The sequence below is a fragment of the Thioclava litoralis genome (genome assembly GCF_045278885.1).
GTDB classification, from domain to species: Bacteria; Pseudomonadota; Alphaproteobacteria; order Rhodobacterales; family Rhodobacteraceae; genus Thioclava; species Thioclava litoralis.
This window is the reverse complement of sequence record NZ_CP135443.1, coordinates 1,531,499-1,558,414: the sequence shown is the minus strand read 5'-3', so window position 1 is coordinate 1,558,414 and position 26,916 is coordinate 1,531,499. Positions and strand designations below refer to the sequence as shown.

General features: G+C 61.6%; 26 protein-coding genes. 6 read left to right on the top strand and 20 right to left on the bottom strand.

The features are described from left to right. Positions 1 to 51 precede the first annotated feature (51 nt). The 7 genes from addA to regB all read right to left on the bottom strand — a co-directional run bounded on the left by addA (position 52) and on the right by regB (position 11,585). Entirely contained in the window at positions 52 to 3,426 is a 3,375-nt protein-coding gene (gene addA, locus RPE78_RS07595; protein ID WP_406720212.1) for a double-strand break repair helicase AddA, read from the bottom strand. Further along, complete coding sequence (gene addB / locus RPE78_RS07590) at positions 3,423 to 6,404, bottom strand: double-strand break repair protein AddB (RefSeq protein WP_406720211.1); 2,982 nt, start codon at positions 6,402 to 6,404, stop codon at positions 3,423 to 3,425. Before addB ends, addA begins: the two co-directional genes overlap by 4 nt. Then, a complete protein-coding gene (locus RPE78_RS07585) occupies positions 6,397 to 7,086 on the bottom strand; it encodes a nucleotidyltransferase family protein (RefSeq protein ID WP_406720210.1) in 690 nt (229 codons plus the stop codon). The genes addB and RPE78_RS07585 overlap by 8 nt, the downstream gene beginning before the upstream one ends. Further along, positions 7,062 to 8,039: an aminoglycoside phosphotransferase family protein gene (locus tag RPE78_RS07580; protein WP_406720209.1), complete on the bottom strand. Its 978-nt coding sequence runs from the start codon at positions 8,037 to 8,039 to the stop codon at positions 7,062 to 7,064. Before RPE78_RS07580 ends, RPE78_RS07585 begins: the two co-directional genes overlap by 25 nt. Beyond that, on the bottom strand, positions 8,039 to 8,521 hold the full coding sequence (tsaE, locus tag RPE78_RS07575) for a tRNA (adenosine(37)-N6)-threonylcarbamoyltransferase complex ATPase subunit type 1 TsaE (RefSeq protein ID WP_406720208.1): 483 nt from the start codon (positions 8,519 to 8,521) through the stop codon (positions 8,039 to 8,041). Before tsaE ends, RPE78_RS07580 begins: the two co-directional genes overlap by 1 nt. A gap of 39 nt (positions 8,522 to 8,560) precedes the next feature. Beyond that, positions 8,561 to 10,123: a PAS-domain containing protein gene (locus RPE78_RS07570; RefSeq protein ID WP_339108891.1), complete on the bottom strand. Its 1,563-nt coding sequence runs from the start codon at positions 10,121 to 10,123 to the stop codon at positions 8,561 to 8,563. 82 nt (positions 10,124 to 10,205) lie between these two features. Beyond that, complete coding sequence (gene regB, locus RPE78_RS07565) at positions 10,206 to 11,585, bottom strand: sensor histidine kinase RegB (RefSeq protein WP_406720207.1); 1,380 nt, start codon at positions 11,583 to 11,585, stop codon at positions 10,206 to 10,208. Positions 11,586 to 11,727: 142 nt separating this feature from the next. Here regB and RPE78_RS07560 point away from each other — a divergent pair, with 142 nt between their 5' ends. After that, positions 11,728 to 12,360: an SCO family protein gene (locus RPE78_RS07560; protein ID WP_339108889.1), complete on the top strand. Its 633-nt coding sequence runs from the start codon at positions 11,728 to 11,730 to the stop codon at positions 12,358 to 12,360. Positions 12,361 to 12,451: 91 nt separating this feature from the next. Beyond that, entirely contained in the window at positions 12,452 to 13,006 is a 555-nt protein-coding gene (locus RPE78_RS07555) for an ActR/PrrA/RegA family redox response regulator transcription factor (protein WP_339108888.1), read from the top strand. An 8-nt stretch (positions 13,007 to 13,014) separates the two neighbouring features. On the opposite strand, the gene RPE78_RS07550 is transcribed toward RPE78_RS07555, so the two are convergent. From RPE78_RS07550 to RPE78_RS07500, 11 genes are all read right to left on the bottom strand, one after another. Further along, on the bottom strand, positions 13,015 to 14,763 hold the full coding sequence (locus tag RPE78_RS07550; RefSeq protein WP_406720206.1) for a methyl-accepting chemotaxis protein: 1,749 nt from the start codon (positions 14,761 to 14,763) through the stop codon (positions 13,015 to 13,017). Further along, the gene (locus tag RPE78_RS07545; protein ID WP_406720205.1) at positions 14,760 to 14,948 is read right to left on the bottom strand and encodes a hypothetical protein; all 189 of its coding nucleotides are present in this window, start codon (positions 14,946 to 14,948) and stop codon (positions 14,760 to 14,762) included. The genes RPE78_RS07550 and RPE78_RS07545 overlap by 4 nt, the downstream gene beginning before the upstream one ends. Positions 14,949 to 15,105: 157 nt before the next feature. Continuing rightward, positions 15,106 to 15,564, bottom strand: a complete 459-nt coding sequence (locus RPE78_RS07540; protein ID WP_339108885.1) for an Lrp/AsnC family transcriptional regulator — start codon at positions 15,562 to 15,564, stop codon at positions 15,106 to 15,108. Positions 15,565 to 15,656: 92 nt separating this feature from the next. Beyond that, the gene (gene mscL / locus RPE78_RS07535) at positions 15,657 to 16,088 is read right to left on the bottom strand and encodes a large conductance mechanosensitive channel protein MscL (RefSeq protein WP_339108884.1); all 432 of its coding nucleotides are present in this window, start codon (positions 16,086 to 16,088) and stop codon (positions 15,657 to 15,659) included. An 80-nt stretch (positions 16,089 to 16,168) separates the two neighbouring features. Further along, complete coding sequence (locus tag RPE78_RS07530) at positions 16,169 to 17,038, bottom strand: TonB family protein (protein ID WP_406720204.1); 870 nt, start codon at positions 17,036 to 17,038, stop codon at positions 16,169 to 16,171. Beyond that, the gene (locus tag RPE78_RS07525) at positions 17,035 to 17,475 is read right to left on the bottom strand and encodes a biopolymer transporter ExbD (protein WP_339108882.1); all 441 of its coding nucleotides are present in this window, start codon (positions 17,473 to 17,475) and stop codon (positions 17,035 to 17,037) included. The genes RPE78_RS07530 and RPE78_RS07525 overlap by 4 nt, the downstream gene beginning before the upstream one ends. A gap of 3 nt (positions 17,476 to 17,478) precedes the next feature. Then, positions 17,479 to 17,859, bottom strand: a complete 381-nt coding sequence (locus tag RPE78_RS07520) for a biopolymer transporter ExbD (RefSeq protein WP_339108881.1) — start codon at positions 17,857 to 17,859, stop codon at positions 17,479 to 17,481. Between the two features lie 5 nt (positions 17,860 to 17,864). Then, positions 17,865 to 18,509: a MotA/TolQ/ExbB proton channel family protein gene (locus RPE78_RS07515; RefSeq protein WP_339108880.1), complete on the bottom strand. Its 645-nt coding sequence runs from the start codon at positions 18,507 to 18,509 to the stop codon at positions 17,865 to 17,867. A gap of 270 nt (positions 18,510 to 18,779) precedes the next feature. Continuing rightward, complete coding sequence (locus tag RPE78_RS07510; protein ID WP_339108879.1) at positions 18,780 to 19,418, bottom strand: hypothetical protein; 639 nt, start codon at positions 19,416 to 19,418, stop codon at positions 18,780 to 18,782. Between the two features lie 65 nt (positions 19,419 to 19,483). Then, entirely contained in the window at positions 19,484 to 20,275 is a 792-nt protein-coding gene (locus RPE78_RS07505) for an inositol monophosphatase family protein (protein WP_339108878.1), read from the bottom strand. Positions 20,276 to 20,400: 125 nt separating this feature from the next. Beyond that, on the bottom strand, positions 20,401 to 21,351 hold the full coding sequence (locus tag RPE78_RS07500) for a LysR family transcriptional regulator (RefSeq protein WP_406721631.1): 951 nt from the start codon (positions 21,349 to 21,351) through the stop codon (positions 20,401 to 20,403). A 90-nt stretch (positions 21,352 to 21,441) separates the two neighbouring features. On the opposite strand from RPE78_RS07500, the gene metF reads away from it, so the two are divergent. Next, positions 21,442 to 22,308 (top strand): methylenetetrahydrofolate reductase [NAD(P)H], encoded by an 867-nt coding sequence (gene metF / locus RPE78_RS07495; RefSeq protein WP_406720203.1) that lies wholly within the window; start codon positions 21,442 to 21,444, stop codon positions 22,306 to 22,308. Positions 22,309 to 22,376: 68 nt separating this feature from the next. After that, complete coding sequence (locus tag RPE78_RS07490) at positions 22,377 to 22,889, top strand: PaaI family thioesterase (protein WP_339108876.1); 513 nt, start codon at positions 22,377 to 22,379, stop codon at positions 22,887 to 22,889. Here the strand turns inward: RPE78_RS07490 and RPE78_RS07485 are convergent. Together RPE78_RS07485 and RPE78_RS07480 are read right to left on the bottom strand one after the other, a co-directional pair. Further along, the gene (locus tag RPE78_RS07485) at positions 22,853 to 23,410 is read right to left on the bottom strand and encodes a hypothetical protein (protein ID WP_406720202.1); all 558 of its coding nucleotides are present in this window, start codon (positions 23,408 to 23,410) and stop codon (positions 22,853 to 22,855) included. The genes RPE78_RS07490 and RPE78_RS07485 overlap by 37 nt on opposite strands. 93 nt (positions 23,411 to 23,503) lie before the next feature. Then, entirely contained in the window at positions 23,504 to 25,150 is a 1,647-nt protein-coding gene (locus RPE78_RS07480; RefSeq protein ID WP_406720201.1) for a 4Fe-4S dicluster domain-containing protein, read from the bottom strand. 250 nt (positions 25,151 to 25,400) lie between these two features. Between RPE78_RS07480 and greA the strand changes: the two genes are divergently transcribed. Together greA and RPE78_RS07470 are read left to right on the top strand one after the other, a co-directional pair. After that, complete coding sequence (greA, locus tag RPE78_RS07475; RefSeq protein WP_339108873.1) at positions 25,401 to 25,871, top strand: transcription elongation factor GreA; 471 nt, start codon at positions 25,401 to 25,403, stop codon at positions 25,869 to 25,871. A gap of 12 nt (positions 25,872 to 25,883) precedes the next feature. Beyond that, entirely contained in the window at positions 25,884 to 26,906 is a 1,023-nt protein-coding gene (locus RPE78_RS07470; RefSeq protein ID WP_406720200.1) for a hypothetical protein, read from the top strand. Positions 26,907 to 26,916 lie beyond the last annotated feature (10 nt).

The following is a 26,916-nucleotide window of genomic DNA, read 5'->3' as shown; positions in this document are numbered from 1 at the left end:
TTTCTCCTGAATACTAAGTTGATGAGAACCTATGTATGCGACCCCGCCCCGTCAAGATGCAGGGTCACTGCACAAAGCCGCATCCATCTGTGCATCAGTCAGCCAATCGATCCGTGCCTTTGCCGTCCATAACAGCCCGCAGTCGATCGCGCGGTCAGGGTAGATCTGGCGCAGCATCTCGCGGTAGGCGGCCAGCTGGCGCACCAGACCCAGCGGTGTTTGCGCCACATCCTCGGGCACGATCTGGTTGGATTTGTAATCCAGCACCCGCACACGGTCCGGCCCGACCAGCAGCCGGTCGATGATCCCATGCATCAGCTCGCCATTCATCCGCGCGGTCAGTTCCACCTCGGCCAAAGCCTCGGGCGCCAGGAAGGGCTGCATCTCGGGGGCGCGCAGCACCGCCCGCGCCTCGGACAGAAGCGCAGGAAGCTCATGCTCGAAGGCGGCATCCTCGCCGGTCAACAGCAGATCGCGCGCCCAATCCTCCCAGTCGTCCTCGGGCCAGTTGGGCAGATGTTCCAGCAAAAGGTGGATCTGCCGCCCGCGCCGCTTGGCGGCCTCTTCATCGAAGACACCGGGCAAATCCCCCGCCAGAGCCTTCGCCCCACCCAGATCCGAAGGCGTCAGCACGCGCTTGGGCCGCTCGGGGCGCAAGGCAGGCACCTGCGCCCAATCGGGCAAAGCGGGATAGGTATCGACCACCCTGCCCGCCTTGAACCCGTTTTCCGGCCAGTCGCCATGCTGCACACGGCGGATCTCGCCCAAGGCTTGCAACTCGGGCGACAGCCCCGTGGCAGGCCGGTCACCTGCCTGCAAAAGACCGTTGGAAATCATCGAATACCAGCTGTCATCGCCCTCTCCGACCTTCCCCTGAGCGCCCACAATCAGCCATTTCTCGGCCCGTGTCATCGCCACATACAGCAGCCGCATCCTCTCTTCGGTCTGGCGCGCGACATTGGCCGCCTGCGCATCCGCCTCTTCCGGCGGGCGGTCGGCCGAGGGCGCGGCCCAAGCCGCCGTGCCATCCTCAAGCCGGTAGATATTCAACGGACGCGCCTTGATATGCGGCTTGCCGGTATCGGGCAGGATAACCACCGGCGCCTCAAGCCCCTTGGACCCATGCACCGTCATCACCCGAATGGACCGCCCCGCGCCCTCAAGCTGGCGCTTCACCTCGACATCATCGGCATCCAGCCACACAAGGAACCCCGTCAGGCTGGGCACCTCGGCGCGTTCAAAGGCCAGCGCCTGCGAGATCAGCTCGTCGATGCCATCCTCGGCCTCGACCCCGAGCCGCGCAATCAGCTTCTCGCGCCCGCCGTGGCGGGTCAGCAGCCGTTCGATCAGATCATGCGGACGCAGGAAATCGGCCTGATCGCGCAGATCCTGCAGGATTTTAAGCGTTTCGGGGTGGCTTTCGGATTTACGCAGGGCTTCCCACAGATATCCCTTCCGTGGTTGGGCCAGCGTGTAAAGATCCTGCTCGCTCCAACCGAAAAGCGGCGATTTCAGCGCCTCGGCCAGCGCCAGATCATCTTCCGCCGTCGCCAGAAACGCCAAGGTCGAGCGGATATCCTTCACCGCCAGTTCAGCCCCCAGCTTCAGCCGGTCCGCGCCCGCAATCGCCAGTCCGGCAGCCTTGCACGAGCGGATAATCTCGGAAAACAGCGCCCCGCGCCGCTGCACCAGAATGAGGATATCGCCCTCATGCAGCGGGCGGCTGTCCGCGCCATCGGGCAGGCGCACGCCTTGGTCGATCATCGCGCGGATCTCGGCGGCGACAGTGCGCGCCAGAACCACGGTCGGGTCGGTATCGGTCAGGAGGTCAACGGGGTTGTCCCATGCCTCTTCTTGCTCGGTTTCGGCCTTTTCGACCAGCGGCCACAGATCTACCCGACCGGGCATTTTATCAAAGAAAGCAATATGTTCAGGCGCACCGCCCAAGCCCTCATTGGCCTCGCCCGAGAAGGTCATATCGGTCAGCCCCAGCACCGCCCGAGACGAGCGGAAACTATGCAAAAGCTGCGCCTCCTGCAGGGGCCGCCCGACGGCTGCGAATTTGGCCGAGAAATGCCGCTGCATCGCCTCAAAGGCCCGCAGATCGGCGCCTTGGAAGGAATAGATCGACTGTTTGCGGTCGCCCACCACAAAGATCGTGCGGGTCTCGTCGCGCGCGCCCTCGCCTGCGGTAAACTCATCGGCCAGACGCTCGATCACGCGCCACTGGCTGGGCGAGGTATCCTGCGCCTCATCCACCAGAATATGGTCGATCCCGCCATCCAGCCGGAACAGCACCCATTGCGCCATGGTGCTATCCGACAAAAGCCGCCCCGCCCGTTCGATCAGATCGTCGAAATCCAGCCAGCCGCGTGCCGCCTTTGCGGCCTCAAGCTTCGGCAAGAAGACCCGCGCGAAATTCTGCAAAGCCTCCGTACGGTCGGCAGCCTGCAACCCAAGCCGCATCGGGCGGGCCTGTTCGACCCGCTCCATCAGCTCGTTGAACGGATCCATCAAAGCGCCTGCGGCCTTCTGCGTGGCCTTTGTGGGCAGCGAGCCGATCTTGGCGCTAAAGGGCACTTTGGCCGATGCGCCCGTCAGGCAAACATCCTCCAGAATGGCCAGTGCGCTGAGGTCCGCCCCCGAGATCAGCCCCAGCTTCAGCGCGTTCTTGGCATCACTCGAAGAGCCTTTGGCCATGACCGCCACCATATCGCGCAGGATCTTCAGGTCATGCGTGTCAAAGACCTCATCCACCAGCGCTTGCCCGTCAAATCCGGCTGGCAAACCGTAAAGCGCCAAGATCTGGTCGCGGGTCAGATCCTGTGCAAAACCGTCCTTATTGCCCGCGATATTGGCCAGTAGCCCGCCCAGATCATCGGTTGAATAATACCGAACCAAGCCGTCCAGCACGGGGCAGTCCTCGCCCGTGGCAATATCCTCCAAAATCGCCTGACGCAGCAGATCACCCGAGCGGTCATCCATTTCGGAAAACCCATGCGGCACGCCAGCCTCCAGCGGAAACCGCCGCAGAAGCGCCGCACAGAAGGAGTGGATCGTCTGGATCTTCAACCCGCCTGGCGTCTCGATCGCCTTGGCAAAGAGCCGCCGCGCTTCGGCCAGACGGTCGGCGTCGATGGTGATTTCCTCACCCAGATCAAGCAATTGCTGACGCAGAGCCGCATCCGACAGCATCGCCCATTCGCCCAGACGTTTCAGAAGACGGTTCTGCATCTCGGTCGCGGCGGCCTTGGTGTAAGTCAGGCACAGCACCTTCTGCGGCTCGGTCCCGTTCAGCAACAGCCGCGCCACGCGGTCGGTCAGAACCCGCGTCTTACCCGAGCCAGCATTGGCCGACAGCCATGTCGAGGCCGTCGGAGAGGCCGCGCGAATCTGGCGGATCGTCGCATCATTGGGGGCGTTCATGTCAGATCCTCCCCATCGGGTGTCTCGCTCAGCTCCCATTCGCCATAACGCGAAAGCTGGTCATAATCGCTGCGGTCCTGCGCCCCATGCATCGCCCGACGGGCGGTAAAGCCTTGGGCGGGCTTCATATAGGTCGCCACCAGCTTGCAGAATTTGGCCCAGGCCTCTTCCGCCGTCTCGGTCTGGGTCTCGCCGCCGCGGGGCTTGAATTCGACGGTCGTGGTGTGATGGGCCGTCTCGCCCTCGCCGCCCAGACGGATATAGGTCATGCCCTCGACCTCGCGCGGGCCGATCTGCTTGAAGGCGCCACGGGTGACCATCGCGGCCTCTAAAAGCATCTGCTTGTCAAAGTGGATCATCTCGCCCGCCGAGGGCGGAGAGCCTGATTTATAATCATAAATCCGGCTCAGCCCGTTTTCCAGAATATCGATCCGGTCAGGTTTGGCGGTCAGCTTGAAGTCCAGATCGGGCAAGGGCAGACCGGTCTTTTCCTCGATAATCGCAGGCGTGCCCAGCTTCGCCCGCGCGGCTTCGTCCACGGCAAAGCGCCGCGCGATCTTGGTGATCCGCGCCAGCCAGAGCCGCTGCACCGAGGGCCATGGCACCTCCTCGCGCAGGACATCCTCGGCAATCGCGATCAGCCGCGCCTCGCCCAAGGCGGGGTCTTCATCCTCGGGGCGCTGGCGCACGAAACGCTCGACGATCTCATGCAGCACATTGCCGCGCAAAAGCGGGTCCGGTTCGGGCCGCAAAGGGTTCAACGGATAGAGTTTCAGCACCTTGCGGGCGTAAATCGCGTAAGGGTCGCGGATCAGCGTCTTGACCTGCGTGACCGACAGATCCTTCGGGCGCGCCTCGACCGGAGGACGCGGCGAAGGGCGACGCGCGGGCTTGGTCTCGCCCTGCGGACGGTCAAGGCTCGACGCCAGTCCCAGCCATTTCGCGCCGCGCTCGCGCATCTTGGCCAGCGCCTCGGGGCCGCGTTTGTCGGGCAGACCGGACATCAGGTTCACCATCCGATTCACCCAGCGCGAGGGGACGGTCTCGGCCTCGGCATCGCGCCGCGCACGGGTCAGAACGACACGCGGCGCGCCCACCGCCTGCTGGAAGTCATGCGCCGAAAGCCCCGTCTGACGCTCGGGCAGCAAAAGCCCCGCCTGAAGCCGCATCTGCCGCGACAACCAAGGGTCGGGATCGGGCGCCTCGGGCCATGAGCCTTCGTTCAGCCCCGCCAGAATCACCAGCTCGGCCCCCTGCACCCGTGCCTCAAGCGCCCCGAAAATGGTGATGTCGCGATGGGCCGCCAGCCCCGCCCGCGTCATTGAGCCCTGCAGCAAATGATTGACCAGATCGGCATAGGACGCGCGGGTATAGGCGCCGCCATGCACAGCCTCGCGGGCCAGTTCGGAAAAGACGCGGAAGGCCTCGCGCCCGCCATCTTGCAACCAAAGCTCGCTGGCCTCGACCGTGCCATCCGGCCCCGTCGCCAGATGCGCCGCAAGCGCCAGATGATGGGTCACACATTCGCCCAAGGGCATCTCGTAAGGCGCCTCCAGCAAAGGGAAAAACGCGCCCAGCCAATTGGCCCAGGTCAGCTTGTCCAGATAATCGGGCTTGTCATCATAGCGTTTCGCCCAAGCCACCAAAGCCGCGTGGTCGGGAAAAGCAGGGCCCCTTTTGCGCAGATCCAGTTCCAGCTCTCGGGTATAGCGCAGATGGGTGCCGCGCATGGTCGAGCCCGTCGCGGTCAGCGGATGCTTCAGCAAAATCAGCAGCCCGTCCAGCGTCAGAGCCTCGCCGCGCATCGCCGCCAGATGGCGCAACAGCCGCCCCGGAGCCGTCTGTTGCAGCGGTTGCCCCGCCGAATCGTCAGGGATGATCCCCCAGCGGTCCAGCGCCACCGCCACCCGCCGCGTCAGCATACGATCCGGCGTGATCAGCGCGGTCGAGGTGCCGTTTTCCGCCGCCTCCCGCAGGATCAGCGCGATAGCATTGGCCTCGGCGCGGGGGTCTCGGGCCTCGATCAGGGTCAGGTCTTCGCAGGCCGCAACCAGATCCGGCAGATGCGCGCCCTCCTGCATCCATTGGTCAGTCACAGGGGCGGGCCTGAGGGCCAGCGAAATCAGCGCGTTACGTTCGGGCGAAGGTTCCGGGCGGTGATGCCAGCGGGTCACATCGGCGGGCGTGGCCTCAAGCGCATCCAGCATCGCGCGATACCGGTATTGCGGGTGATCCTCGATCGGAAATGTGCCGGATTTCAGGCTGTTCCACGCATGCGCCGGCATGGAGAAATCGAAGCCCGGCAGCACAAGCGCCCCCTGCGGCAACCGCGCCACCGCCTGCATGAACAGCCCTGTCGCCCCGCGTGACCCCGTCGACCCCGCCACAATAATCGGGTCCGTCGGCCCCGCCTCGGCCCAATCCGCGATGATCTGTTCGACCACCCGACGCTGGCGGGCCTCGGCATCGGGGGTGGCATCTGCCTCGAAGTATCGCGCGACAATCCGAATGAAATCAAGGCTTAAGCGCCAGTGCTGCGCATGGGTATCGGCAATCTCCAGCGCCTCGAGGTCATCGGGGGTGACGCCTTCGCTTTGCATCTCAGCCATCAAAGTCGCCAGACTATCGGCCAGCCCGAAGATCCCATGCCCCGCCTCGAACCCCGGAAGCCGGTCAACCAGCCCCGCCACCAACTGCGCCAGTTCCAACCGCCGCCGCAAAGCAGGTTCGGCAGGCGGAAGCCCCCGCACCGGCGCCCGCCCGAGGTCGGTCACCAGCTTCAGTTGCGGCAGAAACCGCGCGCCATGCAGGTCAAATTCCTCGCGCACACGCCGCAGCATCCGCCCCGAGTTCAGATAAAGCCGCACCCGCGCCATCGCCTCGGGGGGCTGGTCCTGCATCCGCGCAATCAGCCCCGCAACCAGCTCGCGCGGGAAATCCACCCCGCAGGGCAGAGCGTAAATGCCCCGTTCAATCATCGCCGTGATCCAGAAGCGCCTCGGCCAGCGGAATGCTTTCGGGACGCCCGACATCACACCAGCCGCCGTCGTGGATGACCCCGTAAACCCTGCCCTTAGTTAGAAGACGGTCCCATAAGAGGTTCAACGAAAACGCCCCTTCTGGAATATCTGAAAGTTCAGCAGGATCGATAAGCTGTGCACCTGTATAGACAAATCCCGGGCCACGCGACAGGCGCCCCTCTGACAGAGTGAAATCTCCCGCGCCCTTGTGACCCGTCGCGCGTTCAGGCGGAACCAGCATCAACAGCGCCGACATCTTCGCCGGATCCCAAGCCGCCCGCAGCGCGGCCAAAGGATTCGGCCCCGTCCAGATCGCATCCGTATTCAACGTAAAGACCGGCCCCTGCCCCAGAAGCGGCAGCGCCTTGCGCAGCCCGCCGCCGGTCTCCAGAATCTCATCCGTCTCATCCGAAATCTCGACAGAGCGCCCCGCCAGATGCTCGACGATCTGATCACCCCGATAATGGATATTGGCGACGACCTTCGAAATCCCTGCCTCTTCAACAAGTTCCAGCGCATGATCCAGCAGGGGGCGGCCTGCCACCTCGACCAGAGGCTTGGGGCGATCCGCTGTCAGCGCACCCATCCGAGTGCCGAAACCGGCAGCAAACAGCATCAGGCTATCGGGCGTGTCGCACATTGGAGGCGTATCTCCTCAATCAGGGGGGCGTCGGGGGCGGGCATGGTCCGCAGAACCTCGTCGCGCAGTTCAGACAGGGCCGGATGGGTCAGATTGTGCTGCAGATGCGCCCAGACGCGCGGCATAAATTCCAGATAGCGCGGCTTTCCTGCTCCAAGGCAAAGCCGGACAAAAATGCCCAGAATACGCAAAGCGCGCTGCGCGCCCAGACAGGCATAGATGGCAGAAAATACGTCCGCATTTTGTGCTGTCTTCCGGCAGTAAAATGCAATCTGCGCCGCTTCGGTCTCTCGCGAGACCTCCCGCCGCGCATCCTGTAAAGCCGAGACCAGATCATAGGCCGGATGGGCCAGAACGGCGTCCTGATAATCCAGCAGCCCCAGCCGCGCGACCCCTTCACGCTCCGCCAGAAGCAGCGCATTTTCGGCATGGAAATCGCGCAGGGACACAACGCGCTGCCCGTCATCCACCCGCGCGAAAGCCCGCCGGACGGCGGTGGACAGCTCGGGCCGAGCGGCACAGGGATACCATTCTTCGGTCAGCGCGGTCAGATCGGCCAATCCTTTGGCATCCAGCTCTGCCAACCCCTCCGGCGGAGCACAATCGCGCAGACCGACCAGCACCTCGGTAATCAGACCGTACAGCTCGGCCTCGCGCGCGGGATCTTGCGCCACAAGCCGGGCGATCAGGTCATCCCCCAGATCTTCCAGCAGCAAAAGCCCCTGCGAAAGATCCTGCGCGTAGATTTGCGGAACAGAAAAGCCCTGGCTCGCCAACCAGTTGGTCATGTGGAGAAAACGGTCAAGCTCCTCTCCCGGGCAGGTAAGCATCAAGACCGCAGGCGGCGTTCCCGTGATACGTTCATAGCGGCGCGCGGAGGCATCTCCGGCAAGCGGCAGGCGCTTGCCCTCCGCCCAGCCAGCCCGTTCCAAAAAGGCGTCGACCCTATCCATCACAACGCCTCCAACATCTCGGGCAGACGTGCGGCCCACGCGGCATCGCCCGAAAACACCACCTGACGCGACGCGCCCTCTTCGGTCAGGGAAAACGCCAGCGTCAGGGCCGAAGCCGGAGCCAGATCCCCCAGACGGTCAGGCCATTCCACCAGACAGATCGCTTCCTGAAAGGCCTCGTCCAGCCCGAGTTCCAGCACATCATCAGGGTGGGACAGGCGATAAAGATCGCTATGCCAGATTTCCGGATCCGCCTCATAGACCTGCACAAGCGTAAAGGTCGGGGATGGCACATCCTCATATAACCCAAGCATCTCGAGACGATGCTGGATCAGGGCCCGCGAAAAATGGGTTTTGCCGGCACCGATCTGCCCGTCCAGCAACAGCACATCGCCCGCCTTGAGAAAGGGGGCGATGGTCCGGCCAAGCCGGGCAGTGGCATCGGGGTCGACAAGAGGAAGGGTCAGGATATCTGCGCTCATGGCGCCCGTTCTACCCTGCCTGCCTGCCCGTGCAAAGGATCATTGCGCGGCAATCTTGCGCAAAGGTTCCAATGTCGAGAGCGCCTCTTTTTCTGCAAAGCTGGCCATCAGCGCCCCTCCGGCCAGCGGCACGAACCTACACCCCACCACGCGCCCGTCGCGCAGGGTCACCTCGCCTGCCAGAGGTTCGCGCTCGGCCATTGCCCCCAGACGCAAGCGGGCGCGGCTCCATATCTCGGTCGGAACACAGGCTTCGGCCCAAGACCGCAGAGAGTCATGCAGCGACATGCCAGCGGATTGCACCGGCCAGAGCGCCCGATAGGCGGCATTGGCGCTGGTCAGCTCGCCCGAGGGCAGGAAAACGGCGACAGCCTCGGAGATATTGTCCAGCACAGAGCGGTCCAGATCCCGCTCGGAACGGAATTTGCGGGTCAGGGTCATCTCCGAGGTGATATCCTCGAACAGGAAAGCAATGGCCCCGTCAGGATGCGGACGACCGGTGACACGGTAGGTCTGGCCATTGGGCAGGTTCCACGTCTCCGAATGATAGCCCGCTGCCGCCTGCTTTTCTAGCGTGGTCATCTGCTCGCGCCAGCTGCGGTAATCCTTTGGCTCTGCCATCATGCGGGTCTCGCGCAGACGATCCAGAAACGCGTAAAGTGTGGGACGTTTGGACAGGAAATCCACACCAAGCGCCGTCAGATCGCTCAGCGCAGGGTTGAATAGCTGCAACTGGCGTTGGCGATTGAAGATCGCCAGACCGATCGGCAGGTCGGCAAAGGTTTTGGTCAGGGTCTGCACGAAATCACGCAGAGCCTTTTCCGCATAGACCGTCGCGTCGGCAGATTGCGCGAAATGCATCCAGTTATCGCCCAGACGGTAGCTGTAGCAATCGAACCAGGTATCAATGCCATCCTCGTCCTGCAGCATCAGCCGACGCGGCGCATATTCGGTCTGTTCGCGCTCGAACTGGAAAATCTGCGGCAAGGGCCAACTGAGCGTGACCTCTTCCTCTTCAAAGGTGCCGGCCCGCAGCAGATAGGCGCGGTTCGCCCAGATCGTTTCGCCTGCCGCGCTCTCCTGCCACACCAGCGATGGCGACAGATCCAGCGCATGGCGCAGGTTCTCCAGCTCGTCCTCGAGCGCGCGCTGGGAGAGACCATCGACCAAAAGCCCCTGCCCTTCGGCTTCGGGATCAATCAGGGTCACGCGGGTCAGGCCATTCACATCCTCGGCCAGCAAGCGCAGCGGTGCCCCGCCATTGGGTCCGGGAAAGCCGGTGAGTTCAAGCCGCCCCACCGTCCGCAGATCGGCAAGGCTTTCGCGCACGGTTTCGAAACGCGGCATCAGAAACGCAACCAGACGCCCCCAGTCGCTAGAGGCAAGCGGCGAGGCTTCAAGCAGGGTCCGCGCAGGCGCGGTCGCGTCGATCAGCTCTTCATCATCAAACAGAAGAACCGTCTGCTCGATCATGGGCTGAAGCGCGCGAGCGTCCTTCTTGCGCAAGCTGCGCTGCAGTCGGGTCAGCACCAAAATCGCCACGACCGCCGCAACGGTTGATGCAATCGCAACCAGACCCGTGATGACCAAAACCTCTGACATATCCATGCCCCATGCCACAAACTTAAGTCAAAGATGCAACACAATGGTTAATGCGCCGTTAAGCTTAACAATTCCTTTTCGATCAGCTCTCTATCGGCACATTCTCCCCCAGAGCCTCGCGCTCGGGAGCCAGCAGCCGCTCGATCGGCCAAGCTAGCTCGACAATCGCCCCCGAACGCTCGGGCTTGCGATCTGCGGGCACAAAGGGGGTTGTTCCATTGCGAAAGGTGATCCGCGCGCCAGTGCGTTCCAACAGCGTTTTGGCGATAAACAGCCCCAGCCCCATCCCCTCATATTCCTTACGCGCGGTCGAATTCCGCCCGTGCAGGAAGGGGTCACCGATACGCCCGATCACATCGGGCGCATAACCGCGCCCGTCATCACACACACGCACCACGATGGTCGAGCCACTCCACAGCGCGTCGACCCAGACCTTGCTGGCCGCAAAATCCACCGCATTCTGCACCAGATTACGCAGCGCATGGATCAGCTCGGGGTAACGATAGATGGCGGGCTGCTTATCGCTGCCATCGCCAATCGGTTCTGTCGTAAAGATAATTTCTTTTCCGCGATCCATATGCGGCTCGGCCGCCTCCCGCAGGACAGAAATCAGCGGCGCGGTCCGCAGATGCAGGTCATCCTTGCCCGCACGCCCCATCGAACGCAGGATATCGCGACAACGGTCCGCTTGCGCACGGATCAACAGCGCGTCCTCCCGAAGTTCCTCGTTATCGGAAAGCTCGTCAGCCAGCTCGCTCGACACCAGCTTGATCGTGGCCAGAGGCGTGCCCAGCTCATGTGCCGCCGCCGCCACAACCCCGCCCAGATCGGTCAGTTTCTGCTCGCGCGACAGGGCCAGTTGCGCCGCCAGAAGCGCCTCTGACATGACACGGCTGTCATTCGAGATCCGCTGCGCATAGGCACCAAGGAAGACGACCCCGATGACAATCGCCGTCCAATACCCAAACTCGAACAGCGCCGGTAGCTGGATGACTTCGCCTTCGGTCGAGACCAGAGGCACATAAAGCCCTGCCACGAAGGTCGTCAGAACCACGGTCACTACCCCGATCAACATCGTCGCGCGCCATTCAAGCGTCGTTGCCGCGATGGTTGTCGGAACCAGAATCAACAGGGCAAAAGGGTTGTTCAGCCCGCCCGTCAGCAGCAACAGCACCGCCAGCTGCGCGGTGTCGAACAAAAGCAACGCCAGCACCGCGTTATGTGACAATCTGCGGCTTTCCGGCGTCAGGAACAAAGCCAGCAGATTCACCAGAACCGAAGCCCCGACCGTCGCCAGACACCAGACAAGATTAAGTCCGATCTCTAGCAAAAACCACGCCACGAGGATGGCCATCAACTGGCCGATAATCGCCATCCAGCGCAAAAAGGTCAGCGTGCGCAGCCGCACCCATTCATGCGATGTCGTCCCGCGCACGGGGAGCGCCGTTTCAAACCCCGACATGACCGCGTCCTTCCCTTCCGTCAAAATGCCTTTAGGACATTCTGTCTGCTTCAAAACCAGCATCAATATTGATAACACTGCTGCAAAATCCGATCTGCTTCACAAATTCAACAGATGACCGGATCCGCATGGGAGAAAATTGATGAGCCTTTCCCCGAAAGTCTATGCCATTCTAGGGGCTGTTATCGTGGTCGGCGGCATCGCTATCGGCATCGGCATGACCCGCAACCAGCCTGCGGATGCATTTGCTCAATGTCGCGCCAAACCTGCTGCGGGCCATGTCAAACTGGGAGGACCCTTCACGCTGACCTCGGAGACGGGCGAAACTGTCACGGATCAGCAGGTCTTCACAAAGCCGAGCCTGCTCTATTTCGGCTATACCTACTGCCCGGATGTCTGCCCTCTGGATTCCATGCGAAATGCGCAAGCCACTGATATTCTTGACGAACAAGGCTATGATGTACAGCCGGTTTTCGTGTCGGTGGACAGCGCCCGTGACACCCCCGCTTCGGTGGCGGCCTTCACCGATGTCATGAGCCCAAAAATGCTGGGGCTTGTGGGCACACCAGAGCAGATCAAGGTGGCTGCCAAAGCCTATCGCGTGCTGTTTTCGGTGCAAAACCCGGACGACCCCTATACGCTGATCAGCCACTCCACCCAGACATATCTGGTGCTACCCAAGCTTGGCTATGTCGATTACTTCGATCGCGACACGACGCCGGAAGAGATGGCCGAGCGCGTCAGTTGCTATATCGACCACGCGAACGCAGAGTAACTTGCAAGCGAGGACGTATGGCGGCATTTGACCCTGTGCCATTCGCCGCCTAAAAGATGTCTGGTGCTTGGATTTTTTTGCGGACGACCCAATGGTTGATGATCTTTCTTCCGAAATCGGCTCTGATCGTAGCCTGTTGCTGGTCGATGACGATCAGGCTTTCCTGACACGCCTCGCGCGGGCCATGGAAAAACGTGGTTTCGAAGTCCAGATGGCTGGCTCTGTGGCCGAGGGGAAAACGCTGGTCGGCCAATCTGCCCCCGCCTATGCCGTCATCGATTTACGGCTGGAGGACGGCAACGGGCTGGACGTCGTGGAAGCTCTGCGTGAAAGCCGCGAGGATGCGCGTATCGTGGTGTTGACCGGCTATGGTGCGATTGCCACCGCCGTTGCCGCAGTCAAAATGGGGGCCACCGACTATCTGTCCAAACCGGCGGATGCGACCGATATCACCAATGCGCTTTTGGCGCGCAGCGACACGCAGCCCGCTCCGCCGGAAAATCCGATGAGCGCGGACCGCGTCCGTTGGGAACATATCCAGCGGGTCTATGAACTTTGTGATCGGAACGTGTCGGAAACGGCGCGGCGCCTCCATATGCACCGCCGCACCCTGCAACGTATTCTGGCCAAACGCAGCCCGAAATAGCAGGCCAATCACCCTGCCTTGGGCGACATCACCTGTCCGTCAAAGCTGTCATCGGCAAGATTTTGGCGGAACACCAACATTGTTTGCTCCAGGCGCCCTGCCATCTCGTTCAGCGCATTATGTGCAGCAGTCGTTTCTTCGAGCATGGCGACATTCTGCTGCGTCGTCCGGTCCAACTGCTCCACAGAGCTATTCACCTCATTGACGGATCGCGATTGCTCGGCCGCGCTTTCAGCCAGTTCACGGATCTGGGTCGCAATCGTCCCGACATGCCGGATAATCCTGTCGAGTTCGGACACGGTGCGGCTGACCAGTTCGGCACCGGTTTTCACCTGCCGGCCCGAAGCCTCGATCAATTTGCTGATTTCCTGCGCCGAAGACGAAGAACGCTGCGCCAGTTCGCGCACCTCCGATGCGACCACCGCAAACCCGCGCCCAGCCTCTCCCGCTCGCGCAGCTTCTACACCTGCATTCAGCGCCAGAAGATTGGTCTGGAAGGCGATATCGTCAATCACAGAGGAAATCCGCGCAATCTGTGTCGAGCTTTCCTCGATAGCGGCCATCGCTTCGATCGATTCGGCCACCACGGTCGAGCTTTCCCCCGCCGCCTTACGCGCCTTTTCTGCCGATCCGGCAGTTTCACGGCTCACCAGAGCCGCCTGTTCGATCGCCACCGTAAGCTCGTTGATCGCAGCGGCGGCATCACCAAGTGCGCTTGCCTGCCGTTCGGACCGGGACGAAAGGTTGTCGGCGGCGGATGTGATTTCGGAAATCTGCGCCCGAATATCGACGGCGCATTCCAGAGCAGTGGTCACGGTGGCGGCAAGCTGCTCGACCGAAAGATTGAAATTATGCGCCAGATCCGCATAGCCCGGATCGTCGGGCCGCACCATCCGCACCGACAGATCCCCCTGCGCAAGCTGCTCCAAAGCGCATTTCAAGGCCGCCACAAACTGCTCCTGCCGCTTGGCCGTCTCGGCGCGCTCCATACTTTGTTGACGTTCGGCCTCCAGCACCGCCATATCGGCAGCATGTTTTTCATCGGCCTGACGCGCGGCCAAGGCGCTGGCCTCCTGCGCGGACTGCGCGGATTTCTCGGCCACGGCACGATGCGCCTCGGCCTCGCGCGACATGGCCTCTGCCGTTTCCCGTGCCTGCGCGGATTGCGCCGAAATGGCCTCAAGTTCGGACATACGGTCCAGCGCATCACGGAACAGCTTCTGCCGTCGCCGGACCACCTCGATCAGCACGCCCGCCTCAAGGGCAAAGAGACCGCCATGTAACGCAATCCTTTCAAGATTCTCGTAAATATCCGTACTGGGATAGACCAGAACCGGATAGATGATCCCGAGCCCTGCGTGATGCAGAACCGTACTGACGGTCATCACGATCAAACAGCGCGTATCCACAAGTGCCGTCACCATCGCGCACATCACAAAAAAGGCCATATGGGTGTCGATGATCCAGGGATGGCCTGCAAACGCGGCTGTAAAGGCGAAACATTGGCCGATCATCCCCTGCGCCAGAAGCGAACGTCCCTTTTTCGTGTCCCCGATATGCCACCCCAAAAGGGCCAAAGCCGCAAAGACACCTGCCGCCCCTGTCGCGATCCAGAATGCGGTCCCGATGATCCAGGCCACAAGCGACACACCAAGCGCCGCAACCACCATCCCGAATGCCAGATATTTCATCGCCATATCGCGGCCCGCAAAAGGCAGATCGCTATCGTCGCTGAAAAAGGCCCCTACTTTATTCATCCGCAGATCCATTCCACTTTTCTGGCATCCAGAAGAAACCACGCCCCCGCCCTCTCGAGACGGTCGAGCTGAGCTAAATCGTCAATCTCGATCAAAAGTCCGAAGGGCGCACGGGTTGGTCCGATCAGCCGCGCCTGTGCGACATCGGCCACCTGCACGGCATCTTCCCACGGCGGCACAACCATGAGGGTCAATCCCGCATGATCAGGCCGTGCCCCTGTCAAATGTGCGATCGGCGCGACCAAGAGCGAGAAGAAAAGAATCAACGCCTCCAGCTTCATCCGAACCTCTTTCACAAGTCTCGGAATCTACCTAAGGAAGAACATTTAAGCTGCGATTAAATTATATCGGAAGCGCCGTGGTATTCTGCACCTCATGCAGCGAAAAGCTGGACTGAAGCTGCGCCACCCCCGGCAAAGAGGCAAGCCGCGCACGGTGTAATTGTGCGAAATCATCGGTATCCTGCGCCACGACTTTCAGCAGGAAATCGGCCTTGCCTGCCATCAGATGGCATTCCAGCACCTCGGGCACCTTGCGCACCTCGCTCTCGAAGGCACGCAGAACCTCGTCCTTCTGGCTCGACAGGGTAATCTCGACAAAAACCGTGGTGTTCCGCCCCAGACGGCGACGATCCAGAAGGGCTACGTAATCGCGGATAAAGCCTTCTTCTTCAAGCCGTTGCACGCGCCTATGACACGCGGACGCCGAAAGGTTCACACGCTCGCTGAGATCGGCATTGGAAATACGGCCCTGCTGCTGCAGCACCATCAAAATCCGGCGATCCGTCGCATCAAGTGACATACAGTTTCCTTCGGCCCAAAACGGTCTGGGCCGAAGAATCTTCTAATTTTGAAACTTGTTCAAGAAACTTTCCCCTTCTCGCAGGAAAGAGTTCAGCTTTTTTTCAACGCGTCCCGAATATCGATCAGAACATCCAGCTCGCTCGGGCCGGTGGGCACCGCCGGTGCCACCTCATCGGGCTTCTCCGCGGCAGCGCGAATGCGGTTCACCATCCGCACCAGCATGAACACGACAAAGGCGATGATCAGAAAGTTGATGACAGCGGTCGCGAAAGCCCCATATGCAAAGATCGCAGCCCCCGACTCGCGCGCAGCCTCAAGGCTGGACCCCGCTGCGACATCGCCGGACAGCACCAGATACATATTGCTGAAATCCAGCCCGCCGATGACCAGCCCGATAATCGGATTCAGAAGATCGGAAACCATCGATTTCACAATCGCCGTAAATGCCGCACCAACGATAATCCCCACGGCCATATCCATCACATTGCCCTTGGCAATGAAATCCTTGAATTCCTGCAGCATAACGTTTCCCTCGTTCTAATCGAATTGCACATGCTTATCGTTAATCACATGCATATCCCGCGCGGGGCTTCAACAGAAACTTAGTGCCGCAGGAAGCTCATCGGCAGCGTGAATGTCAGGCTGGCATTGCCCAGACCCGCCGGTGCTTTGGGGAAACGGCCCGCATTGCGCACCGCAGAAAGAGCCGCCGCATCAATGGCCGCATTGCCTGAAGACCGTGCCAGCGAAGCGGAAACCAGCTGTCCGGAGGCCGCAACCGTCAACCGCACGACCGCCTGCCCCTTGGCCCCATTGGCCCCCGAGGGATAGCGTTTGCGCCGTTCAACCCGCTGACGGATCTGCGCGCCCCAACGCCCGCGCAGGCTTTCGCTTTGCGCATTGGACAGGGTCGCCGCATTCGAATGGCCATCATTGCCCCGCGCCCCGCGATTGCCCGACCCCGCCGCATGGCGCGCTGCGCGCCCTGCCGTATCGCGGTCCGATTTCCGGCCCTTGCGCTGGTCATCCCGCGCCTGACGATGCGGTTTGACCGGCTTTTCGGGCTTGGCCTCCGGACGCTCCGACGTTTCGGGCGCAAGCTCCGTCGGTTTTTCTTCCTGCACCACCTTCTCTTCAACCGGTGGCGTCTCGGGGGTCACTTCCGCTTCCTCGGTCACCTCCGGCACTGGCGGAGCCTCCGCAACCGTTGGCAAGGTCACTTTGGGCATATCGATCTTGGGCGGGGCAGCCGCAAGCTTTAGCTCCGGCTCGGGCATTTTGGGGTTTTCCCAAGCCTCGACCAATTCGGCGACCTGCGCATCCGCCGCCTCGATACTGACCAGCGCATCGCCTCCGGACCCTGCCGAAACCGCGCCTTCCGAACGGGAAACGAACCCGAACGCCATGACATGCAGCGCCGCAGCCACGGTCGCGAACCCCGCAAGCTCTATAAGAACACGCCCGCTTTTCATTCCGCCCCTCCCCGGGTCGTCACCAGTTCAACTTTGGCAAAACCGGCCTGCCCGAGCTTGGGCAGCAATCCCGCAAGATAGGTCGCTTTCACATGCTGATCCCCGCGAAGCAGAAGATGGGCGGGATCGGTCTCGCAATCGGTTGTCGCGCAATATTCTTCCCGCGCCTGAACCAACGCCCCGACCAGCGGATCCACATCTTCGCCCTGCGCCACGATCATGTCACGGAACCCAAGCTGCCCCTCGGCCCCGAGAAACACCGAGAATTCCCCCTCGGCTTCGGCCGCGGCCTCGGAGTGTGGCGGCTCTGTCGGGAAAGGTTCGGGCGGGGACAGTTTGGCTGAAATAAGAAAGAAAATCAGCAGAAGAAAAACGACATTGATCATGGGCAGAAGCGAAGAATTTCCGCCCCGACGCTTGGGCGCATCGAATTGCATAGCTCACTCCACCAAAATCAGATGGCTGAACCCGGCGGCGGTCAGACGGTCCATCACCGTCACCAGAGCCTGCAGCTCGGCCTCTTTGGCCCTCAAGATCACCGGATCGCTGCGCTCTTCGGTCAGACGGTCCAGCTCGGTGACAAGATCATCAAAGTCGCGCGGTGTCCCGTTCAGCATCAGCGTGCCGTCTTCCGCGATATCGACCAGTCGCGGGGCCCCTTTCCACTCGGAGGCGGCCCCGCTGGCTGCGGCCAGAGGCAGGCTGACATCTTGCGTAAAGCGCGATGCCAGCATGAAAAAGACCAGAAGCAGAAAGACGACATCGATCATCGGCGTCAGATCGGGGCGTCGGCGCACGCGCTCCGGAGCGAAGTTGAACATGACGTTTACTCCGCCGCCAGCGCCCGGATCGTATCTTGTTTGGCGTCACGCGAAACGAAGACCTGCGTTGCGGTATCTTCCATATCCTCGCGAAGACCGTCCACGATGCTTTCGAACCATGTCAAAGCCACCTGTGCCGGAATTGCAACGGCCATACCGGCTGCGGTGGTCAGCAGCGCCTCCCAGATCCCGCCGGCCAGTGTTGACGGGTCCGCACGAGCGCCCGCCTCCTGCAAAGCCTGGAAGGCCGAAATCATACCGGTCACCGTGCCCAGCAGACCGATCAACGGGCCGATCGTGGCCGCCAGTTCCAGACCACGCAAGCCACCGCGCGCCTTGGACAGCAAGAGCCGTGCCACTCGCCCGGTTTCTTCGCGCGCCTCGCTATCGGTCAGGTTCGAATCCGCCGCCAGCATCGCTGCGCGGGTCAGACGGGCGCGCAGGCTGCGGCGTTTCTTGAGGCTGTCAATCGCGGCGGCGCGCTGTCCGGCCTTCCATTGCACCAAGGCGCGGCGCGAATGGCTGCCCCCCGACCATGCACCGAAACAGGCAAAGCGGTAAAGCTTCCACAAGATCAGGGCCACGGTCAGCACCGAAAGAAGAGCGATCGCCCAAATCGCAGGGCCGCCCATCTGGAGAAAATCTGTCAAACGGCTCAAGCCGGTTGCAGGATCGACTGCAATTGATTCGGGTTCCATCACGTCCTCAAATACCAGAGTGTTTCTATCAGAAATACAAACTGAGCCAGCTTGTCAACGAAGAGCCACCGGCAAAAGCGGAGCGGATTCAGTAAACACCTGAATCTTATAGATTAAAAAATTAATGCCGAAGCAAAGCTCCGGCACGGGTCAGGGAAAGATTTTGGATAAGCCTTATGGCCACTGCGGCGAGACAGCCCCGACGCCCACAGTGGCCATTGGTCACGCAGCGGCAAAGCCTTGCGTGTCCCCACCCGGGCGGACAAGACGCGTTGCCTGCCACGCCGACCAGCCTTCCGGCTGGGTCATGTGAAATTCTTCAAGCGCCGGATCGGGCAGAGGTGCCCCTGCAAGCCGTGCCCGCGCCTCTTCACGCGCTTGCCGGATAATCTCGTCGGAGCGGCGCGACATCGCACCATCCACCAGATCATGCAGCATCTGCCGCAGGTCCTGCTTGCTGGCAGGGCGACATTCGTCGATCAGATCCATCAGCCTCTGAAGACGCTGACGCGCGCTCTCGAGACGGTCGATAGCACGGTCGCGCTGATCCGCACGAAACGCGAGTTCCAGCGGCAGGCTGTCCTGATAGCTTTGCAATTCCGCCCAGAGCGCCGCAGAAGCGGCTTCCAACGACGCATCGACCATATTCAACTGGGCAATCCGGTCTTCGACCCGCGCGATCCCGTCACGGATACGTGCCACGCGGTGATGCAGCATGGCCTCTGCCGCCTCGCAAGTTGCAATGTCACGCGCAGCGCGCCCGATCTCGATCAGGCCCATCGCCACGGCGACCACCTGATGGTCCACGACAACACGCCGGGCGGTCAGCCCCGCCAGAATCCAGTCCTGTTCCTGCTGCATGATGCACCTCGCTTTCTGCGTTGTTCAGAACATCGCAGAGCAAGGTGAACAAGTAGTGAACGGATTTACTCCGGCTTGCGCAAAATTTTCGTCAAAGGCTCGAACATCTCGGCATTGGTCGCCACAACCGAGCCGCTTTCGAAGATCTCGCGGTCCTCACGCACGGCCGAGACGAAGCCACCGGCTTCCTTCACGATGACCAGACCTGCGGCCATATCCCACGGCTGCAGCTCGCGCTCCCAATAGCCTTCGTAGCGGCCCGCCGCCACATAGGCCAGATCCAGCGAGGCCGCCCCCCAGCGGCGCACACCGGCACAGGCGGGCATAAGACGCGCCAGATCGCGCAGGGTCGCCGGTAGGGTATTCTTGGCCCCGAACGGCACGCCGGTTGCAAACACGGCCTCGGTCATCGAACGACGGCCCGAAACGCGCAGGCGGGTTTCGTTCATGAAGGCGCCAAAGCCCTTTTCGGCGAAGAACATCTCGTCTTTGGCGGCGTCGAAGATCACACCGGCTACAACCTCGCCCTTATGTTCCAGCGCGATCGACACGGCCCAATGCGGCATACCGTGCAGGAAATTGGTCGTGCCATCCAGCGGGTCGACGATCCAGCGGCGGGTCGGGTCTTTGCCCTCTTCCTCACCGGTTTCCTCGCCCAGCCAGCCATAGGTCGGGCGTGCGTTCAGCAGCTCTTCCTTGATCAGCTTCTCGGCCTCGCGGTCGGCACGCGACACGAAATCCCCCGGCCCTTTGGCGGAGACCTGCAGGTTTTCGACTTCGCGGAAGTCCTTCACCAGCGACCGGCCTGCCTTACGGGCGGCTTTGATCATGAGGTTAAGATTTGCGCTGCCTTGCATGGGAGATCTCCTTGGGGGGTTCGAGGCGTTCGCTTATACCGTCGGGCACGCGATTCCAAGCGTTATATACGCTTCCGGCACAGCGTGATGCGAAAGCCCTTCTCCCCGATGCCGACCCGCGCGCGTCAGAGCGCCACATCTCCGGAGACAGCGCCTGTCGTCATGGCCGCCGCGCCGCGCTGCAATTTGACAGGCTCGGTCCGCGCCAGCCGCAGGAAATAGGCCATATAGGGCTGCACGGCATCCTCCGTGCGGGTGGCGGCATATAGGCGCTTTTGCAACCCGTGCTCTGTCACAGGTTTCGTTATGTAATCAGGGCGATAGCGCACTTCGCGCAGCACCCAGTCAGGCAGGACGGCCACCCCGCGCCCGGCGGCTACCAGCATCAAGATCACAGCGGTCAACTCGACCTGACGGTGGGTTTTAGGCTCGATCCGTGCCGGCGTCAGCAAGCCCGAAAAAATATCCGAGCGCGCCCGGTCCACCGGATAGGTGATCAATGTCTGGTCCAGAAAGTCCTCGGCCTCGACATATGCTTTCTGCGCCAGCGGGCTATTGGCCGCTGCAATGAATGTCGGGGAATAGTCGAACAGCGGGTTGAACACGACACCGTCAAGCTTTTCCGGATCGGACGAGATCACCAGATCGACCTCTTCGTTCTGTAGGGCCGGCAGGGCACGGAATGCCAGACCGGGGCGGATATCGATATCGACATCCGGCCACGCCCTGCGGAACTGCTCGAGCACCGGAAAAAGCCAGTCATAGCAGGCGTGACACTCGATCGCGATATGCAACCGCCCCGCCCGCCCCTGCCGCAGGGCCAGAAACTCGTCCTCGACCGCGCGCACCTCGGGCAGGACCCGCTGGGCCAGACGCAGCAGCCGTTGCCCCGCCGCCGAAAGCCGCATAGGCCGCGAGCGGCGCACAAACAGTTCGGTCCCGACCTGTTCCTCCAGCCCCTTGATCTGATGCGACAGCGCGCTTTGTGTAATATTGAGCGCCTCCGCAGCCCGCGCCAGCCCGCCCGTGTCTTCAATCGCTTTGATGGTTCGCAGGTGACGCAGCTCGAGATACATCAAATCTGACTCATGTTGTTGTTGAGTAATATGAGTTTGTCTCACATTACGGAATCTGGCACAAGATCTTCAATCAGTAAGGATAGCGCCATGACCACGCCCCGTTTGAGTTTTGAATTCTTCCCCCCGCAAACGCTGGAAGCATCGTTCCGCCTGTGGGAAACGGTAAAGACTCTGGCCCCGATGCAACCGAATTTCGTCTCGGTGACCTATGGCGCAGGTGGCACGACCCGCAAGCTGACCCATGAGGCGGTGACCACGATCGGCAAGAATTACGGGCTGGATGTGGCCGCTCACCTGACCTGCGTCAATGCGACCCGCGCCGAGACGATGGAAATCGTCAACGCCTATGCCGAGGCAGGGGTCAACCAGCTTGTCGCACTACGCGGCGATGCGCCAAAGGGGCAGGACCGCTTCGCGCCCCATCCCGAGGGCTTCGCCTCCTCGGTCGAGCTGATCGAGGCGCTGGCCGCCGACGGGCGCTTCACCATCCGCTGTGGCGCCTATCCCGAGCCGCATCCCGATGCCGCCGACGATCTGGCCGATGTCCGCTGGCTCAAACGCAAATGCGAAGCCGGTGCGACCTCGGCGCTGACCCAGTTCTTCTTCGAGGCAGAGACCTTCTTCCGCTTCCGCGACCGCTGCGAGAAAGAGGGCGTGAAGGCCAAGATCATTCCGGGCATCCTGCCGATCCAGTCGTGGAAGGGCGTGCAGCGTTTTGCGGCAAATTGCGGCGCCAATATCCCCGAGCATCTGGGACCGGCCTTCGAGAAAGCCATTGCCGAAGACCGCGAGGAAGACCTCTCGATCGACCTTTGCACCAAGCTATGTGAAGAGCTGATCGCGGGCGGCGTGGAAGACCTGCATTTCTACACCGTCAACCGCCCCGTGCTGACGGGCCGCGTCTGCCAGAATCTGGGCCTTGCACAAGGGCTTGATCTGGGCGCGGTTGCCTGAGACGGCAGCGCCTGACACTATAGACGAAACGGGGGCCGCGCGGCCCCTTTTCCATGCAGGAGCCACGGATGACAGACACCGCCCTCTTTGCCGAAAGCGCCAAAGATTTTCTCTCGCGCGACGAGGTGACCTCGATCAGCGGTCTCGACTATATGCAACGGATCATTGACGGCAGCGCGCCGCATCCGACGGTTGCCAAGCTCATGAATTTCCGCGTGATTGCCGCTGAATACGGCAAGGTGACCTTCCGCGCCTTTCCCGAACATGCCCAGACCAATGCCTTCGGATCGACCCAAGGCGGCTGGTACGGAATGGTGCTGGATAGCTGCATGTCTATGGCGGTGATCTCGGGCCTCAGGAAAGGCCAGTTCCAATCCACCATCGAATACAAGATCAATCTGATCCGCGCGATCCCACCCGGAGCAGAGCTGACCATCACCGGCGAACTGACCCATATCGGGCGGTCAACCGGCGTCGCGGTGGGCGAGATCCGTGGCACGCAGGACGGCAAGCTTTACGGCCAAGGCTCCTGCACATGTTTCATTCAGGGCAGCCCGCAGGACGATGCCGGAAGATCGTAATAGACATAGGCCTTACCGATCACCCGCTGCCAGCGCCGCTCCCCCCATGCCACGAACAGAGACTGGTCAAACCCCTCCGGCGTGAAAAGACCGCTTCCAATCATCCGACCCTGCGCCAGAAACCGGTAGCGGATCGTGGGCTGGATATTCAGTTCGGGCACCTCATCGGCCGTCAGAATGCGCAACCGGTTTTTCTGTACGGCCCGGGCAACAGCCGGATCCTCTGCCTCTGTCACAAGGCGGGCCATAATGCCTGCCTTGTAACGTGCCTTGTCGCGCGGGATCAGAAAGCTGGAAATCATCACCTCGTCCACACCGGTCAGCCCGCCGACAAGCCGCGCCATCGACGCCCGCCCCCCAAGCGCCGTCATGGCCTCTTCCACGCCCAGCCGGAGGGTCAGCACATCCGTTGAGGCCTGCCGTGGCCATTGCCCCCGACGTTTTTCCGGCAAAGGCTGGCCCGCCAGAAGACGCAGCACAAGATGGTTCAGACGGAACTGGCGTTGGGTCAGGACAGCCATGCACACCTCCACAAGAGACACCCTTACCCTGGGGCAACGGCATGAATGCGAGATTAATCCTGACAAAAAAGGGGCCGACCGGCCCCTTTTCGCTTACATATTGGGATAGTTCGGGCCGTCGCCGCCCTGAGGCGTGGTCCAGTCGATATTCTGGGACGGGTCCTTGATATCGCAGGTCTTGCAATGGACGCAGTTCTGGAAGTTGATCTGGAAGCGCGGGCCCTCCTCGCCTTCCAGCACCTCATAGACGCCTGCGGGGCAGTAACGCTGCGCGGGTTCCGCATATTTCGGCAGGTTGACCGAGATCGGCACCGAAGGATCGCGCAGCTTCAGGTGGCAGGGCTGGCTTTCCTCGTGGTTGGTGAAGGAAAAGCTCACATTGGTCAGCCGGTCGAAGGACAGCTTGCCATCGGGTTTGGGATAGTCGATGGGCGCGAAATCCTTGGCCTCGCCGGTGGCCTGCGCATCGGTCCTGCCATGTTTCAGCGTGCCGAAGACCGAGAAGCCGAAGAGCTCGTTCGTCCACATATCGAACCCGCCCAGCACGGTCGAGGCATACATCCCCCATTTCGCCCACATCGGTTTGACATTGCGCACCTTTTTCAGGTCGCGGCCAATCGCGCCATCGCGGACCTCGGCCTCGTAGGTGGTCAGTTCATCGCCCGAACGGCCCGCCTTGATCGCTTCGGCCGCAGCCTCCGCCGCCGCAATCCCCGACAGCATCGCGTTATGATTACCCTTGATGCGCGGCACATTGACCATGCCCGCCGAACAGCCCAGCAGAACACCGCCCGGGAAGCTCATCTTGGGCAGCGACTGGTAGCCACCTTCGGAGATCGCCCGCGCGCCGTAAGCCACGCGCTTGCCGCCCTCCAGAAGCTTGGCCACCTCGGGATGATGCTTGAAGCGCTGGAATTCCATATAGGGGAAGACATAGGGGTTCTCGTAGTTCAGATGGACCACGAAGCCCACATAGACCTGATTGTTCTCGAGGTGGTAGATGAAGGACCCGCCGCCCGCATTATTGCTCAGCGGCCAGCCCATCGTATGGGTCACGGTGCCTTGCGCGTGCTTGGCGGGGTCGATCTCCCAGATCTCTTTCATGCCAAGGCCGAATTTCTGCGGGCAATGGCCTTCGGACAGGTTGTAACGGTCGATCACGATCTTGGCCAAAGACCCGCGCACGCCCTCGCTGAGGAAGACATATTTGCCGCGCAGCTCCATGCCCGGTTCATAGGCAGGCCCCGGCGTGCCATCGGCCTCGCGGCCGAATTCGCCCGCAACGACCCCCGCCACGCGGTCGCCCTCCATCACCAGCTCGGACGCCGCCATGCCGGGGAAAATCTCGACGCCCAGCTCCTCGGCCTGCTCGGCCAGCCAGCGGCAGACATTGCCCATCGACACGATATAATTGCCGTCATTCGACATCAGCTTGGGCATCGGCCAATGCGGGATCTTGGTGGCCTTGGTCTCGGTCAGCAGCAGGAAGTTATCTTCCGTCACCGGCGTATTCAGCGGCGCGCCCTTTTCCTTCCAGTCGGGGATCAGCTTGTTCAGCCCTACAGGGTCCAGCACCGCACCCGACAGGATATGCGCCCCCACTTCCGAACCTTTTTCCAAAACGACCACTTCAAGATCGGGGTCGATCTGCTTCAGACGGATGGCAGCCGACAGGCCAGAGGGGCCAGCGCCGACGATGACAACGTCATAATCCATCGATTCGCGGGTGATTTCGGTCATAAAATTAGGGCTCCCTGGCTGGCCTTCGCGCGTGCTTTTACGTTTTCAATAGCTTACCTTCAGTCTCAAGGCAATCTGGGCCTAAGTCTAGAGGCTTGTTCTGCACGGTGGAAATGCGAAACCGACACTTTACTTCTGGAGAGCGAAATTTCGCATCTGCCTCGGGCTGGCCCTTGACACCACGGCGTCATCCCCGATTTACACTTCTTCGACCGCCCAAGGAAAAACAAAACGGCAAAGGGCCTTGTTTATGGAAAAGATACCGCTGACCCGCGCGGGATTTAATCGGCTGGATGCCGAGTTGAAGAAACTGAAATCTGTCGAGCGTCCTGCTGTCATTCAGGCGATCTCGGAAGCACGCGAACTGGGCGACCTTTCGGAAAACGCCGAATACCACTCGGCGCGCGAAAAGCAGAGCTTCATCGAGGGCCGCATCAAGGAAATCGAGAGCATCCTCGGCCTCGCACAGGTGATCGAACCGAAAACGATGTCGGGCGCGGTGAAATTCAGCGCCACCGTCACGATTGTCGATGTCGATACCGACGAAGAGAAGACCTACCAGATCGTCGGCGAACATGAAGCCGATCTGGAAAAGGGGCTTTTGAACATGAAATCCCCTCTGGCCCGTGCGCTGATCGGCAAGGATGAAGGCGATACCGTCGAAGTCCGCACCCCCGGTGGCACGCGCAGCTACGAGATCCTCGAGATCCTCTTCGTCTGACGGAGCCTGAAGATGACACCCGAAAGATCCGACCCGCTGAACCGGCAGCCCGATCAGCCCCGACCCGCTACGGATACGGGCTTTGGCCGCACGGAAATGATCGCTGCGGCGCTCAGTGTCCTCTGGCTTGTTCTGGTGATCGGGGTCTGGGTCTTCATTCCCTCCGGAACTGACGGGCAAACGACATCTGTCATCTTCACTGTGGTGGGTATTTTCCTGCCTTTCGCCATGATCTGGGTGGCGGCCCTGACGGCCAAAGCCTCACGGGAAATGCGCGCCGAGGCGCAGTCGCTGCGCGCCTCGGTGGATGCGATGCGGCAGGCATGGGTCACCGAGGCCCGCGCCCGCCGCGACGGCTCTGTGGAGAAGAAGCTTGACGAGATCGTGCTGGCCACCCGCCAGACCGAAACCGCCTTGCTGAATCTTGCGACGCAGGGCAGCGGCCATGCTCTGGAGGCCACCGCCGACACCAAGATGGCCCTTGTCAGCCCACCGCCGGCCCATCCTCTGCACGAGGAACAGGCCACGTTCGAACTTGGCGCACCGGCAGAGCCGCTGGGCACGCCGGTCACCGTGGGCGATTTCGTGCGTGCGCTGAACTTCCCCGATACGGCAGATGACCGCGAGGGGTTCCGTGCGCTACGCCGCGCGCTGGAAGACCGGATGATGGCCAAGCTGATCCGTGCCGCGCAGGATGTGCTGAACCTGCTATCGCAGGACGGCATCTACATGGATGACCTCAAACCCGACCGCGCCCGCCCCGAGCTCTGGCGCCGCTTCGCCAAGGGCGAACGCGGACGCGAGGTGGCGGCCCTGGGCGGGGTGCGGGACCGTTCGTCACTGGCGCTTTCGGCGGCGCGGATGCGCAATGACACCGTGTTCCGCGATGCGGCCCATCACTTCCTGCGCCAGTTCGACAAGACCTTCGCCGGTTTCGAGCCCAATGCGACCGATATGGAGATCGTCGAACTCTCCGACACCCGCTCGGCACGGGCTTTCATGCTGCTGGGGCGCGTGGCTGGCACCTTCGACTAGGGAGCCATGC